10 protein-coding genes and 1 pseudogene are annotated in these 17837 nt (G+C 43.7%); 6 read left to right on the plus strand and 5 right to left on the minus strand.

Annotated elements, in window-relative coordinates; translation table 11 throughout:
- The 6 genes and pseudogenes from AB4161_RS00005 to AB4161_RS00030 all read left to right on the plus strand — a co-directional run.
- Positions 1-201 (plus strand): annotated as a pseudogene (locus AB4161_RS00005) (IS66 family insertion sequence element accessory protein TnpB); the annotation flags it as partial.
- Complete coding sequence (tnpB, locus tag AB4161_RS00010; RefSeq protein WP_017037716.1) at positions 198-551, plus strand: IS66 family insertion sequence element accessory protein TnpB; 354 nt, start codon at positions 198-200, stop codon at positions 549-551. The pseudogene AB4161_RS00005 and the gene tnpB, both read left to right, overlap by 4 nt.
- Positions 552-610: 59 nt before the next feature.
- Positions 611-2140, plus strand: a complete 1530-nt coding sequence (gene tnpC, locus AB4161_RS00015; protein ID WP_372082486.1) for an IS66 family transposase — start codon at positions 611-613, stop codon at positions 2138-2140.
- A gap of 224 nt (positions 2141-2364) precedes the next feature.
- On the plus strand, positions 2365-2961 hold the full coding sequence (locus tag AB4161_RS00020) for a tyrosine-type recombinase/integrase (RefSeq protein ID WP_372082488.1): 597 nt from the start codon (positions 2365-2367) through the stop codon (positions 2959-2961).
- Between the two features lie 343 nt (positions 2962-3304).
- Positions 3305-4156: a hypothetical protein gene (locus tag AB4161_RS00025; protein ID WP_231730739.1), complete on the plus strand. Its 852-nt coding sequence runs from the start codon at positions 3305-3307 to the stop codon at positions 4154-4156.
- A complete protein-coding gene (locus AB4161_RS00030) occupies positions 4149-7349 on the plus strand; it encodes a DEAD/DEAH box helicase (RefSeq protein WP_372082489.1) in 3201 nt (1066 codons plus the stop codon). The genes AB4161_RS00025 and AB4161_RS00030 overlap by 8 nt, the downstream gene beginning before the upstream one ends.
- 406 nt (positions 7350-7755) lie before the next feature.
- On the opposite strand, the gene AB4161_RS00035 is transcribed toward AB4161_RS00030, so the two are convergent.
- From AB4161_RS00035 to AB4161_RS00055, 5 genes are all read right to left on the minus strand, one after another.
- Positions 7756-11949 (minus strand): hypothetical protein, encoded by a 4194-nt coding sequence (locus tag AB4161_RS00035; RefSeq protein WP_269999708.1) that lies wholly within the window; start codon positions 11947-11949, stop codon positions 7756-7758.
- A 572-nt stretch (positions 11950-12521) separates the two neighbouring features.
- Positions 12522-13016 carry a hypothetical protein gene (locus AB4161_RS00040; protein WP_372082491.1) on the minus strand — a complete coding sequence of 165 codons (495 nt, stop codon included), beginning with the start codon at positions 13014-13016 and terminating at the stop codon, positions 12522-12524.
- Positions 13017-13591: 575 nt separating this feature from the next.
- Positions 13592-16249 (minus strand): TraC family protein, encoded by a 2658-nt coding sequence (locus AB4161_RS00045; protein WP_081230272.1) that lies wholly within the window; start codon positions 16247-16249, stop codon positions 13592-13594.
- Positions 16250-16262: 13 nt separating this feature from the next.
- Positions 16263-16964, minus strand: a complete 702-nt coding sequence (locus tag AB4161_RS00050; protein ID WP_086714968.1) for a TraV family lipoprotein — start codon at positions 16962-16964, stop codon at positions 16263-16265.
- On the minus strand, positions 16961-17728 hold the full coding sequence (locus AB4161_RS00055) for a hypothetical protein (protein ID WP_372082493.1): 768 nt from the start codon (positions 17726-17728) through the stop codon (positions 16961-16963). Before AB4161_RS00055 ends, AB4161_RS00050 begins: the two co-directional genes overlap by 4 nt.
- Positions 17729-17837: the final 109 nt, after the last annotated feature.

A 17837-nucleotide genomic window follows, 5' to 3' on the forward strand; every position in this document is an offset into this window, starting at 1 on the left:
GCCAAACGGCGTCAACTCCAAACAGCAAGCCAATCGGAATCTGTCGGATTTGTTAAAGCCGAAATCGTTGAAAAGACAACCAAGTATCAGGCCCAGATAGCTACGGCGAACATGACACTTCTCATCAATGATGTGGAGCTGAGCATTCCTCAAGGCACGCCAGCCACCTATCTTGCTGAACTCATTGGAGCGTTGTCATGAAAGGTATGCTCAGCGCTCCAGACATTTACCTTTATCGTGAAAGCGTCGATTTTAGAAAGTCCATCAACGGCCTTGCAGCGATTATCGAAAATGATACTGACTTGCCTCTTGGCAGCGGTGCGCTGTTCCTGTTTACCAATAAACAGCGCGATAAGATTAAAGTGTTGTACTGGGATAAAACAGGCTTCGCCCTCTGGTATAAACGCCTTGAAAAAGCCAAGTATAAGTGGCCTTCAAAAGAGAAAAATCAGGTGTTTACCCTCACTCAATTTGAGCTTGATAGACTGCTTTCAGGCTTCACAATTATCGGCCACGAACCCATCAAAATAAACGATTTTACAATGAGTTAATCGAGAATAAAGCCTTATTCTCCAAGCGTTAACGGCACGATTTTAGTATAATCAATGCTATGAAAAAGACGCCAAATATCAACCCAGAAAGCCAAGATGTTGCCGAGCTACAAGCGATGGTAGCTGCTCTGATATCGGAGAAAAATGAGTGGAAACAAGAGCGCCAATCGCTGCTTGAACAACTCAAACTCGCCTTCGACCGTCAGTTCGCGAAACGCTCGGAGGCATTAAAGCCTTACGATGAATCACAAGGTGACCTCTTCAACGAAGCGGAATGTGAAGCCGTTAAAGAAGACGAGGTTGAGGTGACAACCACGACCACAACGAAAAAGCGCGGTAAACGTAAACCTCTGCCTAAGACCTTGCCTCGTGAGGTTATCGAACTTGATGTAGACGACCATGAAAAGCAGTGCGCTTGCTGCAATCATAGCCTGCATAAAATCGGGGAAGACCGCAGCGAGAAGCTAGAGTTCACGCCAGCGGTACTCAAAGTGTTGGAATATGTTCGTCCTAAGTACGCTTGCCGCCAGTGCGAGAAAACAGGCGACAGCAGCCGAATCGTTCAGAAGCCATCCCCTCAGAGCCTCATCCCTAAAAGCTTCGCCACAGAAAGTTTGCTGACCAACATCATTCTTGGAAAATACCAATACGCGATGCCACTTTATCGTCAAGAATCGCTGTTTACCCAGTCGGGTATCGAGCTATCACGTACCACCATGGCTAGGTGGGTCATCCAAGTCAGTGAGAAGTTCGCCCCGCTGTATGCCGCCTTGAAAGAGCACCTACTTCAACAAGTGGTGGTTCAAGCGGATGAAACGCCGCTCAATGTGCTCAAAGAAGAGAAGCAGTGTTATATGTGGCTCTACTGCTCAGGCGCTGACTCACCCGAATCGGCACTGCCGAATGTGAAAAATATTGCCTTGTACGACTATCAAAACAGTCGCGCGAGGGCGTGTCCCGTGGACTTTTTAGGTGACTACAACGGTTATCTACAAACCGATGGCTACGCGGCTTATGATGGACTTCATCACGTCACCAAGGTAGGGTGCTTAGCGCATGCTCGTCGCAAGTTCATGGATGCGAAGAAGCTTCAAGGGAAAGGTAAATCAGGCAAGGCTGATAAGGCGCTGGCTAAAATCCAAAAACTCTACGGGATAGAATCACGCTTAAAAGGTGCGCCTGCCCAAGAGCGAAAAGCAGAGCGTCAAGCGTATGCCAAGCCGATACTGGATGAGCTTTACCAATGGATGACAACCCAGAAGGTGATAGGCTCTAGCCCACTAGGTAAAGCGATAAAGTACACGCTCGGGCAATGGCCAAAGCTCATTCGTTATATCGACGATGGTCACTTATCTATCGATAATAATCGCGCTGAACGTGCAATTAAACCACTGGTCATTGGCAGAAAAAATTGGCTGTTCTCTAACACACCAAATGGTGCTGAGGCGAGCGCGATGCTTTACAGCATCATCGAGACCGCGAAAGCCAACGGTCTTATCCTCTACGACTATATGGTCAAGTGCATGAAAGAGCTAGCAAAAGCAGAGCCCGATATCGATGCACTCCTGCCTTGGAACTTCAAACATTAGTAATATCGCCCTGTAGGTTCATGGGGCGTTTACTACTCATCGCACTAGCTCTTCACAAGTAGATTTGACATACCCCTAGTTATTGATGGTTTTCTAATTTAGCAAAAGCACTGGCAAGGTTTTGTCCAGAACTGGCTCACACGGCACTCTCTAGAACTTCCTGAGCCCTACTAAATGTGGCTGCCAAACTTTATGTTGACCAAAAACACATAAAGGAGGTCGTCATGAGAAAGCTATCTTCTGGAAAATGCAGTGGTATCAAAAGGCCATTTAAACTTGAAGAGGTCTGGCGGATCAGAACTAGACTGGAGATTGAAAACAATCTGATGCAGCTTGCACTACTGAACTTAGCTATCGATAGCAAGTTAAGAGCGAGTGATTTGCTAAAGCTACACGTTTACGATGTTTCTTCGCAAGGAGTGATCTATGAAAGGGTTCAGTGCATCCAACAAAAAACTGGTACCGATGTCCACTATGAGATTACTCCCAGAACACAGCAAAGTATTAGCCGATGGATTTTTGCAGCATCCTTAGAGGCAAGCAGTTTTCTATTCCCAAGTAGTCGACGCTCTGGCCAGCCTATCAGCTACTCATTCTATCGTTCAATTATCAGGAACTGGGCTGAAAAACTGGGATTAAATGCAGACTATTACGGCACTCATTCCATGCGCCGCACCAAAGCTACTTTAATCTATGCCAGAACGAAGAACATCAGGGCAGTACAGATCTTACTCGGACATTCGAAGCTAGATAACACAATTCGATATCTTGGCGTTGAGCTAGAAGACGCTCTGAGGTTGTCTGAGAAAACAGACTGCTGATAGCTAAGAGTTGCTACAGGCTTTTCTTCTGAAAAGCCTGTGCCCCATTATTTTCTAGTTACTTCTATCAATAGCAAAGTCCGGGTGACGCGATGACCTACTTTTTCTAATCGAAATGTGTCGACGATTCTCATGCCTTACAACACCATGGATACTCGCTTTTGTTATCGGAGTTCTTGAAGAAGCGCTTAAGCACTACGGTCACACCATTCTCGATGATAGAGCTTTTACTACCTAACTAACATATTGAAAGTCTGCTAGTTGCTCTCATTATGTGTTTATATGACTATAGTGCTGTTTACCCATTTAGCTTTCTATGATGGTTAGTGGGTTGGTTTGATTAATGGATAAAAGCACCATGGATTCATTGAAAATAAACAACTTTCCGATAGACGACATATGTGTAGGTTCTAGGTGGGAAGTTTCGAATGAAGATCAGTTAGCAAGGCTTATTGCAGTCGTCATTATGGGGCAGGCAGCTTATGCTGCGCACATAATCCGTGAATTAATGCCAGCCAATCCTGCGTTTTCAAATGATGCCCTGAAAAAAGAGGCAATTATAAAATTTACAGTTCAAGATACTCCGCAACCTGTTCGCTATGGTTACCCCAAAGTACAAAGGGATGGATTGATATTCGAAGTTATCTCTTGGATTGCAGCAAAACAACTGGCAGGAAAAAATGCGTATCTTAAAGATCCACATACTAGCTCAACTTCCCAAGGGCTCGATGGTCTGATGATCGAGTTAAGTGAAAACGGGCAAGAGATCTTAAAGTCGACAATATTTGAAGACAAATGCACAACAAATCCTAGACGAACATTCACGCAAAGTGTAATTCCCGGCTTCATCGAGCGACATAAGAATACTAGAAACAGTGAGCTTATTGCTGAAGCCACATCGTTGATTAAGTTAAGTGGTGTAGATGATGTAACTGCCATGAGAATGGTGCAGAAAGTGCTTGATAACAATACTAGACATTATCGCGCAGGCTTCGCGGTTACATCTGATTTTGATAATGAAGAAGCTAGAAAAAATTTGTTTGATGGCTATGGAGAAATCAAAGGGATAAGAGCGGAACAAAGGAATGCTTCAACGTTTGTTGTGGATGGGCCTTTAAGACCGTGGTTTGAAAGCTTGGCACAGAAAATTATCGCTTATATTGAACAACTGGATGGGGATTTCTTGAATGTATGATCCAGAAACCGCCAACTTATTAAGATCTGCCCCTGCTCTTGACGGCATTGACCCTGTTACGATACCTCAGTTATTAACATCACATTATGCGAAGATCGTATCAGCAAGGCTTGGTGGAGAGAGTGACCAAGAAGAGTCTGGAAGTTGGAGTCTCGAAAAAATAGCAGATACCTATGAAACAATTGCGTCAATTCATAGCGTTCGAGAAATAAAGAAGTCTTCAGCATTTGTTGCAGCGAGCGCCCAGCAGGTTATATCGAGAAAAGAACTGCTTGAAAGCGAACGCCCCCCAGTTGAATCTAACGTGGATATAGCTAGAGTTTCACCGTCACTTGCGGCAGTTCTCCTTTTTCTTGCAGCAGAACAATATGCAGATGCTCATGAAGCTGCTTCTAATATTCGAATTGATATAACAAAGCAAGAATATTGCTCTTATATCATTTCTCAGCACGTGATAGATCTAGGTAGGGGAGATTTAACGAAAATTGTTGAACGAGCAAATGTATGGAGACAACAATTTCCTCCCGGTTCTATTTCTAACGATGTCGAAGCGATCGCTATACGGGCAATGATGAACCATCTCGCCTTTGGTATTGAAGAGCTGGCGAAGTTACTTTTAGAGCCAAATTTTCAACAAAGGGAGATGCCTAGAGTCACCTTTAATAGGGTTCTAGATTTAGCAGCAGAGCGTAAAATCATATTTGGTGAAGAAAGAATAGATTATACCTACCCGGGTATAAGGCACCTCGCCTCATTGTTATTGCTAATGTTTGATGGCATTTCTGGCTCCGCTTTAGCGAATGTACCCCCTCCGATTGGTGCTGACCCTACATTTTGGAACAACTGGATAAGCTATAGAGCTAAAAAGTTTCCTTACATTTGGCATAACCATAGAAAAGCACTTGATAGATTTTTTCACTTTTCCGGGGTTTCTTCCGTGCTGGTTTTACCAACTGGTGCAGGAAAGACTACGGTTTCATCTATAAAAATAGCTAGTGTTCTTGCACAGGGTAAGAAAGTTGTGTTTCTGGCACCGACTCATGCATTGGTAGATCAATTGACTAATGACTTGAGTGAAATGTTCCCTTCTGAATTGTTAGGTTCATCTGTATCTAGTGATTTTGATTTGCTACTTAAAATGGATATCGCTTTACCAGAAATAGAGGTAATGACGCCCGAGCGCTGTTTAGCCATAATTTCATTCTCTCCTGATTCATTTGAGGACGTTGGATTATTAGTATTTGACGAGTGTCATTTATTAAGCCCTGAAGCTGGAAAAATACGTCGAGCTTTAGACGGAATGTTATGTGTTCTAGGTTTTAATGAAATAGCACCACAAGCCGATATGCTATTTCTTTCAGCGATGATTAAGAACGGTGACGAGTTTGCAAAGTGGATAGAAGAGCTAACAGGCAGACAATGTTTGAACATTGAGTTGTTATGGAAACCTAGCCGACAGGCTAGAGGAGTAGTTATATACAACAACGAAGAATTGGAGCAAGTGAAAAGGAATGCAATAGGCATTCAAAATAAGCAAAACCTTGAAAAGGGTAAAGTAGCAAAGGCTTTACGTAGCCCCTCAAAGAAAGAGCTTAATGTACAACCTCACGTATTATGGGGGTTACAACATAATTGGTTGGACACAAAAAACAATAAAGCAATTTGCAACTTCACTAAGTTGATAGATGAAAATGTTTTTTTAAACGGTGTTTTGAGGAATGGGAAAGTAGCGCTGCAACCCAATGCGAACTCTGTGGCTGCTCAGATTGCTACAATATGTGCAAAAAGAAACATGAAAACGATAGTTTTTGTGAACCAAAAACAGCACGCATGCTCGCTTGCATCTGAAATTTCTCATAAGTTCAGTGCGCAAATAGACATCACGGAGAAAGAACAAAAGTTATGGAATGCGCTTGCCATTGAAACTGGTGGTTTGGAGCATTCAATACTACATAAACCAACAGTAGCAGTTCCTCACAATGCTTCAATGCTGAAGTTAGAGCGAGAACTAGCTGAAAGTATGTATCGCCGTGATAATGGAGCAAGAGTTATTGTAGCGACGCCAACATTGGCACAGGGGCTAAACTTACCAGCACAAATGGCAGTTCTCGCCGGAGATAAACGTGCTAGCGCAGACGGTGGGGGACGAGAGAGCTTAGCTTCACATGAACTTCTTAACGCTGCTGCTCGAGCGGGAAGAGCTGGTCATCTTGCTAACGGAATCGTATTGTTAATCCCTGATCCTGTTATATCCTTTTCAAGCGGCTCTTCTCTGACCCCAATTGTTGTGGAAAAACTTCAGTCATTAATACCAGAAGACGACAGATGTGTTGTTATCACAGATCCATTGACTGAGATCCTTGATCGAATATCGGTTGGTGATGTCTTGGATAGAGATGTTTTGTATATGGTAAATAGAGTAGCATCTCTTGATGATAACGAGAGTAGTAATGAGTCTTCATTAAAGCTGAGGCGCTCTTTTGCCGCCTATAAAGCGAAGCAAAGCAATAACTTTGAAGAGTTTAATTTAAAGATTAACACTCTTTTAAATCTCACGGACAGTAAAGGGCGGGAGGAGTCTGATATTGCATTGTCTGCGCTCGCATCTCAGAGTGGGCTTCCAATTGACACAATACTGTTACTTAAAAGTCGAGTCGAATCTGAGCCTCAACACCTTCCCATTAGTGTTGATGGATGGGTAAGATGGTTGGTTCAATGGTTGAAAGAGAACCAACAAGTAAGAGCTCTTTTGTTAGATGATGTGAAACGGTCTATGTTGGGGGCTGTTGGCAAGAGTAAAGATGCTGAAATCCTCGATGAGGATCTAGATACTATCTGTGAGGGCATATCATCTTGGATTAAAGGAAAGCCGATCAGAGATATAGAAGTGTCCCTAGGTGGTGAACCCTATGCAACTGCCATAACGAAACAGCAATGTCCTCAAGCTCGAGAGTTGATATCAAATGTAATACCAAGAAGCTTTTCTTTTATTATGGGGTTAATTACTAGAGTAGTTGTAGAGGTGGCCCCCTTTAGTGTCAATCCACTGCTGAATACTGAAATGATAGAGTCATTAAGTACGGCTGTCAGACTAGGCTATGACTCGGTAGAAAAATTGAACTTCGCTTTAGCAAATCCTCATCTGCTATCGAGGGTGGTTGTACATTTAGAGTTTGACAAAATGAAGGTTTAATTGAGCATGTGCGGGCTTGTAAATCATTAACAAGCTTCAGGAATCCCACTATGGAACTTGAAATCGCTGTCAGGTGTAGTAGATGAATGAAATTTGCCACTACGTTAGAGTTTTTGCAATACCCCAGATAATCCGTTAAATGCTAAATTAGCAAATTCACTGACTCACTTTTGTCCAAAAATCTGTTTCAGCAGGAGTAGTGCTTACCCCTAAAAGTTTCAATCTTTAATGTTAAAGTTGCGAACTTTATTGTCTGAGTTTCGATCTTAGTTGTCCACCGACATTTCATTCAATGAAAACGTGGACAACCTAGCTACACCCATCCAATAAAAAAGGTGCATTTAAACGGAAGAGTCTAAATGCACCAATAACGACACAAGGACGTTCTTATATCGAGGTCATAGTCTTACCAACGCACGACCATTTGCGCTGTGGCGGTATCCCCAGAATCATCATAACCAACAACCGTCACTAACTCTGATTCGCCCGGTTGTCTTAACTCTGAAATCCGTTTACCGATATTGCGACGCTCGTTATCACCAACTGTCCAATCGTATTTGACCATTTTACCATCTAAGTCTTTACATTTTGCTTCGATACGGGCGGTCTTCGAGTACATACGGTAATCGATAGAGCACGTCGGTGGTTGGTTTGGCACCACTTCAATTGGAATGATCGCTTCCGCTTCTTGACCGTAGTTAGTGAGAATTTTCAATTTCAATTCATGGTCACCCGTTAATAGGTTCTCAATATTTGCTGATGACTTCTCTAACTCAGGTTGTAACTCACCATCGACATACCATTGATAGTCTGCCACTCGGTCTGATGGGTGACCACCTCGAATTGTCGGACGGACATTAACATCAAGTGGCGAACGTTGATAACTGTTACTATACCGTGCAGTTAAATCCACAGTGATCGGCTCAGGTTCCAATACCTCCACATATTCAGTAAAGGTGTCGTAGTTACCGCGATCATCTTCTACCGTAACCGAAATTGGGTATATACCCGGTTGTTTTGCGGTAAATCGTGCTCGATGTCCATAATCTTTCGTCAACTCCAGTCGGCCTTGTCCGTTCCACTCATACAAATAGTACTCGCGTAAATTCGCACCAATTGGACGTCGTAACCAGATCTCAATCACTGAAGGTGCAACGAGCACACGCTGTTTATACGCCACGTCGAATTGTGGGAACTGATACTCCCATACACGAACCTTATGATCGAATTCCGCATACGTTAACGCCTTGGCATCTTTAACCCACGCACGCAGTGTGAATGTATGAAAGTCAGCTCGGTCCAAATCATCATTCGTTGGAGTAAAGTCCACAACATTCGAATCAACAATGGTTCCGTCTGGTCTTACCCATTCAATTTCAAGTTCGGAGTCCATATTGGAATACGGTGTATCGACATCTCCAACCAAAGTTAACGTATCGGTGGTTTCAACATCAGTATCCCCTTTCACTCTTACTCGAACAGGTTTCGCTCGCTGAGAACGTACTGAGCGGTATTCTGTTGCCCAGCTGTGTTCATCGGTTTCATAACCAAGATACGCCGCTTTTGCGATAATCTTGTTGCTGCCTTCACCTGTTGCAGTGTATTCGAGTGTACTACCGCCTTCAGTGAACGTGACTCCACCATCAATAGACCATTTAATAAGCATATTACCGGCATCTGCCTCTTCACCTTGATCAAGAAGCGTGTACGTTCTTGTCATACCGGTGATCAGGTTTGCTGCCCCAACTAGTTCAGTTTGTGGCACTCGGTACGCCATGATTTGTACGACGTCGGTTTCTGCTATCTCCCCTGTGAAGCGATTTGGAACATGACCTTTCACCAACCAAATACCTTCTACTGAGGTACTGAAAGAAAAGCGCTTACCAGGTTCTCCATATAGATTCCACGTACTGCCATTGTCTTCCGATATGTACCATGACACTTCACCAGAGGCGTCTTTGTCATCACGGGTAAGATGTTGATATTGAATAGCGGCATTCATCGGTACAGAACCCGTTATACGCAGTGTACGCAGTTCACCTTCGATTGCCGTTCCTTTCATGATTTTCAAGGTCCCGCGTTGAGAGCGAACCATTGAAACATAATTTTCATTTGGCGATTTTAGTTTCGCTTGTGCATAGAATCGAAGGTCACCGATGTCATCTGATGAGAAGTTTACATCAAAGTCATTCACACCTGATTCGTTCATATCTTGCCAATCCGTCAGGCCATGTAGGTTCTTCTCTTTGTCCATGACAGCAATTCGAACAGACCAATCACCAAGCTCTTCAGATTTGTATACGACATCTCGGTAAAAACTACTATACAGCCCAAATTTCGATTTAACCTTGAATGTGTCAACGGTGGACGTTTCACGAGAAGTTTGCTCAACCTTGAGCCTTGCTCGTGTAGAAGGAACCGCATAAGTCTTCACCGCACTCTCAACTACTTGTTCTGGTAAACGGGCGTAATGAACTTGAACGGCATAATCATCCATCTGCCACAAATCTCGGTGGTTTGCACTGTTTCTGTCTGTGATTACCTTCGTGATAGTGTGCTCGGTGTATCGGTTGGACTGTTTGATGTATTGGCTTTCTAAGGTTTCACCATTTTTAAGGAGCGTAATGTAAATAGGCGACGCCGCTGATTTAACTCGATATCTCCCGATTCTAGATTGCCCCATCTCAACCGCATATATGCCATCTTCAAACATACCGTCGTCGTCGAAGATGATCTCTGGAGTATCTGGGGTATGAACGATTAGGCTTGTATCGTCGACTTTGATTAAGTTTTTTCGGCCTTCAGAGTCATGGATATAAATCTCAGCTTCCACTGTCGCAGGACCCGTATTTTCAAATACACCAATCAGCTCAGGGCTCGCAGTATCCCATGCTTCTTCCAAACCTTGAGGGATGACTGTCCAGTTCACGGAACAAGTCATTTGAGTCGGGTTTTTGATCCCTTGTACCGCCTCATGCTCTGACTTGAACATTCTACAAGCTCGACCTTTCGTTTGTGCGAATGTGATGTCTTGGTTCTGCACAAGTGCCACTTTGCGGTCACTGATGTTGTCGTATTCGAAGTCTAAAGGTAAGAATGAAATGGAATACTCTCTTTGAACTACGTTGTTGTTCCCGTCCTTACCACGCACAATGACTTTATGAACTGTATTAGACTCCCATGGGGTTTCCATTTTGATCGCACGAGCCATCTTGAATTCACCAATATGCTCAACGGGTACGCCATCAAGCAAAATATCAGTGATTTCATTCTCAATACTGGTTTCATCTTGCACGGTGAAAATCATATGCTCCATGAAGTTGATTTCATCACCAGTACTAAACAGCGTGTCATTGTTGTACAGACGAATCTCAGGAGGTAAACGGTCTAACTGCATTGCAGTCACTTCCTTGTCACCTCTGTTTGCAAATCTATCTAAGGCTTTTATGTTGCCTTGATAAAATCCATCTACCACTGAACTGAGCGGAATTCGATAGACAAACTTGTTGCCAATCTGTTGAGGGATACCAAAGCTGTCTACTGTCTTCTCGGTATAGGTAACGTGTTCATTTCTGAATAAATCGCCTATATCCCTACCCTCTAGCGTAACAAAATCGGATACACCGACATGATCTGTATGCTCTTCAAAGCTCAAACTAACCTTGGATGGTAACCACCACTTATTTGCTGTATCGGTACTGTGCGGCGAACTGAGAACGACTACAGCTTCATTGTTTTGGACAACCACCGTTTCTCCACCAACATCAATCGAAATATCATTGCTAGTGGTATCTCCGACAGCTTTGACAGCATACTGCTCAATAACGGGCGGTCTGTAATCCCACGCGTATTGGATCTGACTGTTCGGGGCTGATACGACATCGTATTTATCCGAGACTTTTAATGCTGTGGTAAGTTGCCCTGTCAGTGAATCGTCACCAGATAGATGAAAGGCAGAAATGGCGACCACGCATGAATCTTGGCCTTCAGGCACCTCACACGATTCACCAAACTGAGTTAAGGCCACCACCTGATCAAATGGACGAGGCTCGACCTCAACAGTAATTTTGCGAAGTTTTTCATTCTTATCGTGCGTAATGAAGCTCAAGCCTTGATATTGAGCTGAAGTAGTGTCCGTGGTGACATTTACAATCACAGGCGGAACGGGTTCAAGGATAGTGTAGGCCACGCTGTCTTCAATCAATGTGATGCGTTCTTTCTCAATACCATTGAAGTAAGAAATGCGATATGAACGGTAATGCTCTCCTGCAGCTGCGGTAGGTCGACCATCGAGCGCTAATCCATTCGCATTCCAGCTCGGGTCGGTATCACCTGTCCATTCGAAGAAACACTTTAGATTGCTACTGTCAGACGTATACGCTTCTTCTCGCACTGTTTCTAATCTACAACCAGATGCTGCGGCTTCTTTAGCTAAGGCTGAATACTCTTTCACGCCACGATAGATTTCATCAGGGTAAGTAAACTCTACTTTTGGCGGCACACTCGTTATGGAACCGATGATGTACACTGATTTCGCAACAGCAGCAGTCCCTATAACTGTTAGTGAACAACTAATAAGAATTTTGATTAACTTGTTCATAGTGCTCTTCAACTCCAAACGCAATTTCATTGGGATAGGTTAAATAAGGTCGAGAGCAATTTTTGAAATTAACAAGCCTATTTTTGAAGATTAAAGTTTTTCTCGCGGCATTCATTGTAAAGGAGGGATTTGGATTATTACCCCTTCACGACTATGAAGGGGCTGAATGAGAATGAAGACTTATGGTAAAAATATATGGATTAATAAACCTGGCGCGACCGCGATACCGAACGTGAATAAGGACAAGTATAAGTCCGTGGCTACATATGCGCCGATGTCTTTCTTTTTATCAGAAGAAGATTGTGCATTTTTAGACAGGTGTTTAGATATTTCCGTTCCAAACTTTTCAGACAATGGATGACGTCGATTTGACTGATAAATCTCAAAGACAAATTTATCAAAATGCTTGAGTTCTTGTAGACGACATTTGATAAACGGGGAGACAAGACAGTAGCATACCGCCACCAGTAAAAAGCAAATTATTGTGAGTGACATGCTATTCAATGGGTTTGTCAAAAAGACAATTATCCCCAATTGAAGTGAGATGTATCCAACAAGAAAATTTAGCGTCTTCATTCCAATACCTTCACCACAGGACTATTCACAAAGGGATCTGGCATGGAAAGCAACAACCGCCCCCCAGTTGCATTGAGCAATTCAATATTCAGCGGTTCACTTTCATCATTTGTCGCCCTGACTCCATATGTCATGGTATGGCTTTGGTCTTTAAAGGAAGTTTGATACGCAAAAAAGCAGGTGGCATTTGACGCCTCAGACTTACAAACTTTTGTTACCAAATTCACTGACTGCACCCCACCATGAGCGACAGCAAAATCAGGCCACTGAATCGCCTTTGAATCTAGTGTTGAGTTGTCCATTGCATACAGGTTTAAAATATACTCGCGTGATGATTTTTCCATCATCGTGTAATCACTGAATCGATTCGCTCTCGTTGTCCACATCATCACGGTAACAATAGTGATTAAGGCCACAAGTCCACACACCAGAAGCCATGTCACCTTCACGTTGTTGCCTGATTTTTCATTACATTGGTTAGTACTCAACATCCATAACCTCACTCATTCTAATTGCTACTTGAGACATTGGAGCCTTGGAGTCCGTTGTTTGCCTCTAGCACGAACGAGTAGTCTTCGATGGACTTAGACCACTTATGTAAGTCCGAACAATCAAGACTCTTCAAAGCATAATTTTGCAATGAGTGAGCAAGTGGGTGTTGGACTGCAATGGAGATCGCCACAAATTGAAGCCCAGTAAGCTCCACAGACGTTTCTACGACTGAATCATAAGGAATGTTACATTGGGCGGAAGCATAGCGTGACAAATAGGCGATGGTGTCCCCACACTCCGTTCCACACGCTTCTTTGTAACGACTGATTATGTCGTCACTGGTGTTAGCCATAGCTGAACTCATGAAGACCAAAGTGCTTAAAACCATAGTTAGAATTTTCATTGCATAGTGACCATTGTTGGGGTGTGATTTTCATTGTAAGGAGCGGTAGAAATAAGTTTTTCAAACAAGGAAGGTAATTTGGACTTTAAATTGACAAGCAGGTTTTGGAGCCTGCTTGCCTATTTGGGAGATCATTTGCATAACTTATTTTCTTTCAAAGAAAGGACATTGTTATGCGGCGTTTTCGACTTGTTCTTCGTCTTCATTTTCCAAGTCATCCATGTCAGTCGCAAATGACTCGACCCGACGCGTCTCTAAAATTTTATCGATGGCTTGGTCTTGGGTGTACCCCCGCTCCATCAGAGCCGCTAATTCCATTTTGTCTTTCGGGTCCGTGGAGTACATCAGCAGCATTGCAGGAGGCGCGTAAAAACGCACAACCTCTTTGATGTCATCACCAATTTGGAAGAAGATTTCTGAGTACCTATTTTTACGGGTCCTAATCGATTTGAGAATTTCGAATTCTTGGTCTGACAATGCCACCAGCTTGTCATTTTTAACTTGATTAATCGTGTCTGATTTCTGATACAGGAAGCAACGATATACACAGTTGGCGGCTATGGCTTTACCTACAGATGAACCATACAAGTCACTCAACAATTGGGTGATAATCCAAGCACTAGCATCCACCTTCCTAAAACGCCTAAAGGCACTCTCAAGGAACGATGATACTGGGTTAGCACCTGTGGACCCTTGCTTTTCTTGAAGGAACTCCCAACACTCATCCACAATGAAGGCTTTCGAACGACGCTGAGAACCGGCTTGAGCATCACCCAAGAAGAAATGTTGGTAACACAGGTTGATGATCTGCATTAAGGCAATTACCTGCAATTCCGGTTGCGACTTCAGCTCTTCTAATTCACAGACAATGAATGGGTTGTCCAGCGTTGGGGGCGGCTTATTGACCGTAAACATATCGCCAAACATTTCGCCTTCACGGAATGGTTTTAACTGTTCACCAATGTCATTCAGCTCTTTACGAGAGCTCGCAGAACACATATCAGCGAAGATCGTGACACTTGAGTCGCGACCATGCTTATCCCACATCAATTTCAAAATGGTCGTCATACCACGCTTCTGCAACGTCGTGAGCGTACCATTGGGCTCTGCCATCACCGACAGCATTTCCAAAATCATACCAGCCTGCCCTTCCTTACCACTGAACTCAACAATGGACGGGAAAGGGTTGAGTGAGAACTTCATATCTTGACCGAAACTGATAAATTGACCATTCAACGCTTCACACAAACGGTAGTAGCTTCGACCCACATCGATAATCATTGCCATACCACCATCGCGCTTGGCTTCAGCAATATGTTGAGCGGTCTTCATCAGCTTATCGATTTCTGACTTGGGTAAATTCATCATGTTCCATAGATGCTGGCTTGGCATCTTGCCTGACCCCAATATGCACGTCACAATGTATTGGACGAGAACCGACTTGCCCGAGCCCGACTCCGCGACAACGATACCGTTCATTGAGCCATCGGTTTCAAAAGGATTGAACCCAAACATCGACATGTCTCTGGTTACAAAGGGGATCACAGGTTTACTTGGTGAGTTGCCAGATGAACTGGAAATTATCGGGCTCATGAACGCGCAGACATCAGACGGTACTAAGTTATAGCGGTCTAATCTTTTGCGAGTCACAGGGTCTGGTGCGAAAGGTAATGAATGCAGGAACATAGGTGGAGTCATGTACTTGTCTTCTTCCAATTCGAATCCTGCAGGGGTTGAAGCTACTTTCTTGAAGCGTGCAATCTCCGTCTCTAAATGCTCCTCATCATCACCAAAAATCATAAACTGAAGATACGCATTCACCATCTTCGACTTCTTTTGCTCAATTTTGGTAAAAGCTTCATCAAAGTCAGCTCGCTGCCAACGAACAGTATCATTCCAATTTACTAATTTGTTGTTTGCCTGCATTGTCATGTATTTACGGCGACGCTTAATCTTACCCTCTTCTTTTTTAGAGTTAGGGTAATGGACATTCAATACAATCATGAAGTTCGACCATGCTGTAGAATGCCCATATCGCCAATCACTAAAGACATTCAGCATGTCACCAAAGCCCAGTGTTTTTGGGTATTCTTTGGGAGTAAGCATCGATATAGGCCGCTCATCAATGATGACCTTCGAATCGGTAAACTCGATTTTACCGCCCTGCTCCTGAACTTGATCTCGGGGCATGTAGGCTTCGTTTTTATTAACGTCTCCTTTGCGCCAAGTTGACGAGTCCTTTCTGTTCATGAGCCTTTGCATGAAGTGTAGCCAGCCCCACTGATCCATCGGGGTACAGAACAAGCCGACCTTGTTCAATGACTCTTCTGTATCAGTACGTAGATTATTGAAGTGTTTAAGTTCCTTTTTGGTAGGCACGCCAAAGTTGCCTTTGATTGGAACCTTCACTACGAAGTAACAATCAAACATGCGAGCTCGACAGTCGCTATCACCAAACCCTGATTGTGATGATTGCTGGAAGTGGTTAATCAGCCCCTTTGAAATCGAATTCAGTCTGTCGTTTGCCTCACCTGTTTGTCGACCTCCGTGGTACATAGAAAAGCTATTGGTGAAAGGGCTTAAATTATCATTCGCCCAAAACAAGACCTGAATAAACGTGTCTTCCGGCCAATCGGCCTTATAGATTTGTTCTAATAGCTCCTGTAACTCATCGTTAACGGCTGGCACCGTTTCAATCTTGTACATTAAGCCAATGTAACTGTCTTCGAGCTCGAAATATTTGTGCTTTCGGTTGTAGTCCAAGACAGGGAGAAGATCGCCAAATTTGGAGTTTTCGAATTGCTTAAAAAATCGTGAAATCGCACCCATGATATATGCCCCCTTATTGACGCAGTTGATCGATTAGCGAGTTCGCATTACTTCTCGCATTCTCTCTTAACTCAGAGTCGCTGATAGCCGGTCTTGCATTGCGTGACTCGACGCCAATCTGACCATCATCATTCACATCGTAGTTTTGCTCTTGGCTTTCCTTTCTGACATGGAAGTTGACGTATTGAGAATCATTGGTCTTAGCGCTTCTATCGACGACCCAAGTTCGCTGTGTTGCTTCGATGAATCCATAACCAGGGATCTGTAAGGTTTCTTTGTCTGTATATGGACGCACCAATGTACGAACAATATCGGCAGGCTTTCGCATGGCTAGGGGTTCTGGAGCCGGAAGAAGTAAATGCTGATATGCCGCTTCGGGTGAAGCTAACGCTGGAGCTTGAGAAAAGTTTGCGTGTTGTTGGGTTTCATTCACTGATGCTGAGTCAGCCTCAATGTCCGTTCCGTATTTTTCTTTGTATTCTTTCCCTGTGATGGTTTCGCCATCTTCGTCTGTGACCATGACACGTTCGTCACCTGTCGCCTTCGCATAGTCTTCAGCATTGTTATAGACATTGGTTAGCTCATAAACTTCTCGGACGGACGCACACGCTACACCACTTTTCGCGCCTGGACACACGCCCTCTTCTTCGCCTACGACAGAACAACCGGCTAAAGTAAGCAGCGCAAATGAGATAAATATGGATTGTTTAATCATAGGTCGATTCCTTCTACGATAATGGACGTGAGTTGAGCCTTACTCGTTGGCAGCCCGATAATGGAAGATGTTTTGTTGTTGAAAAATGCAGGAAGCCCAACACGGCCCGGACTCATTATCTGTAGAGACGCGTAAGTTGAATTCACTTTGGTAATGGCTTCTTTACACTGGCTATTTGGTGGGCGGGGGTATTTAGCTTCAGACCAAGTGCCTTCATATAAGGCGTGCAGCGCTTTGTCCGGATCATCGGAACATTGGGCTAACAACGTATTTTCATACTCCTTATCATCGAAGACAGGCACGATTGCTATGCGGAATCTTTTATCAGGGTGCTGCTTCTCAAGGATCTCTACGAAGTCACCGCAATGCTTACAACCCGTTGGTGCAATAAAGAGGGTCCCACCAAAAACTTTGGCTAATGGGTTTAAGTTAAACCCCGAAAAATCTTCTTCTGGGTTGATTTTCATTTTCTTCAAGTCGACATGGGATGCCGCGTAAAGCTCTTGTGGGGAGTTTACGAATTTGGTGTGAACGGTTGAGAATAATGAACCGCCCTTGATAAGAAATTTTCCATCACCGGTGGCCAGTAACATTTCACCGGTATCCAGCTCCATCATAATTAGCTTGTCGGTTTCAATTTCATAACTTGAAACCACATTGATGTCGGCATTGAGGAAATCTTGCGTTGGGGGTTCAGCTGCGACTTGAAGGCTGGCAAGCAACCCTAAGCCCAACATACCTTGAATTTTGTTTGACCATTTCATAGCAACACTCCTAGTTAGTACCAAGAGTTTGCCAAACTTAGATCTGCATAATTTAAATTAGTGAGCCTTATTTCACGGCTTAATTGAATTTTATTGGTGACAGAGGTGA

The sequence above is a fragment of the Vibrio sp. 10N.286.51.E5 genome, from assembly GCF_041469125.1.
GTDB lineage: Bacteria > Pseudomonadota > Gammaproteobacteria > Enterobacterales > Vibrionaceae > Vibrio > Vibrio crassostreae_C.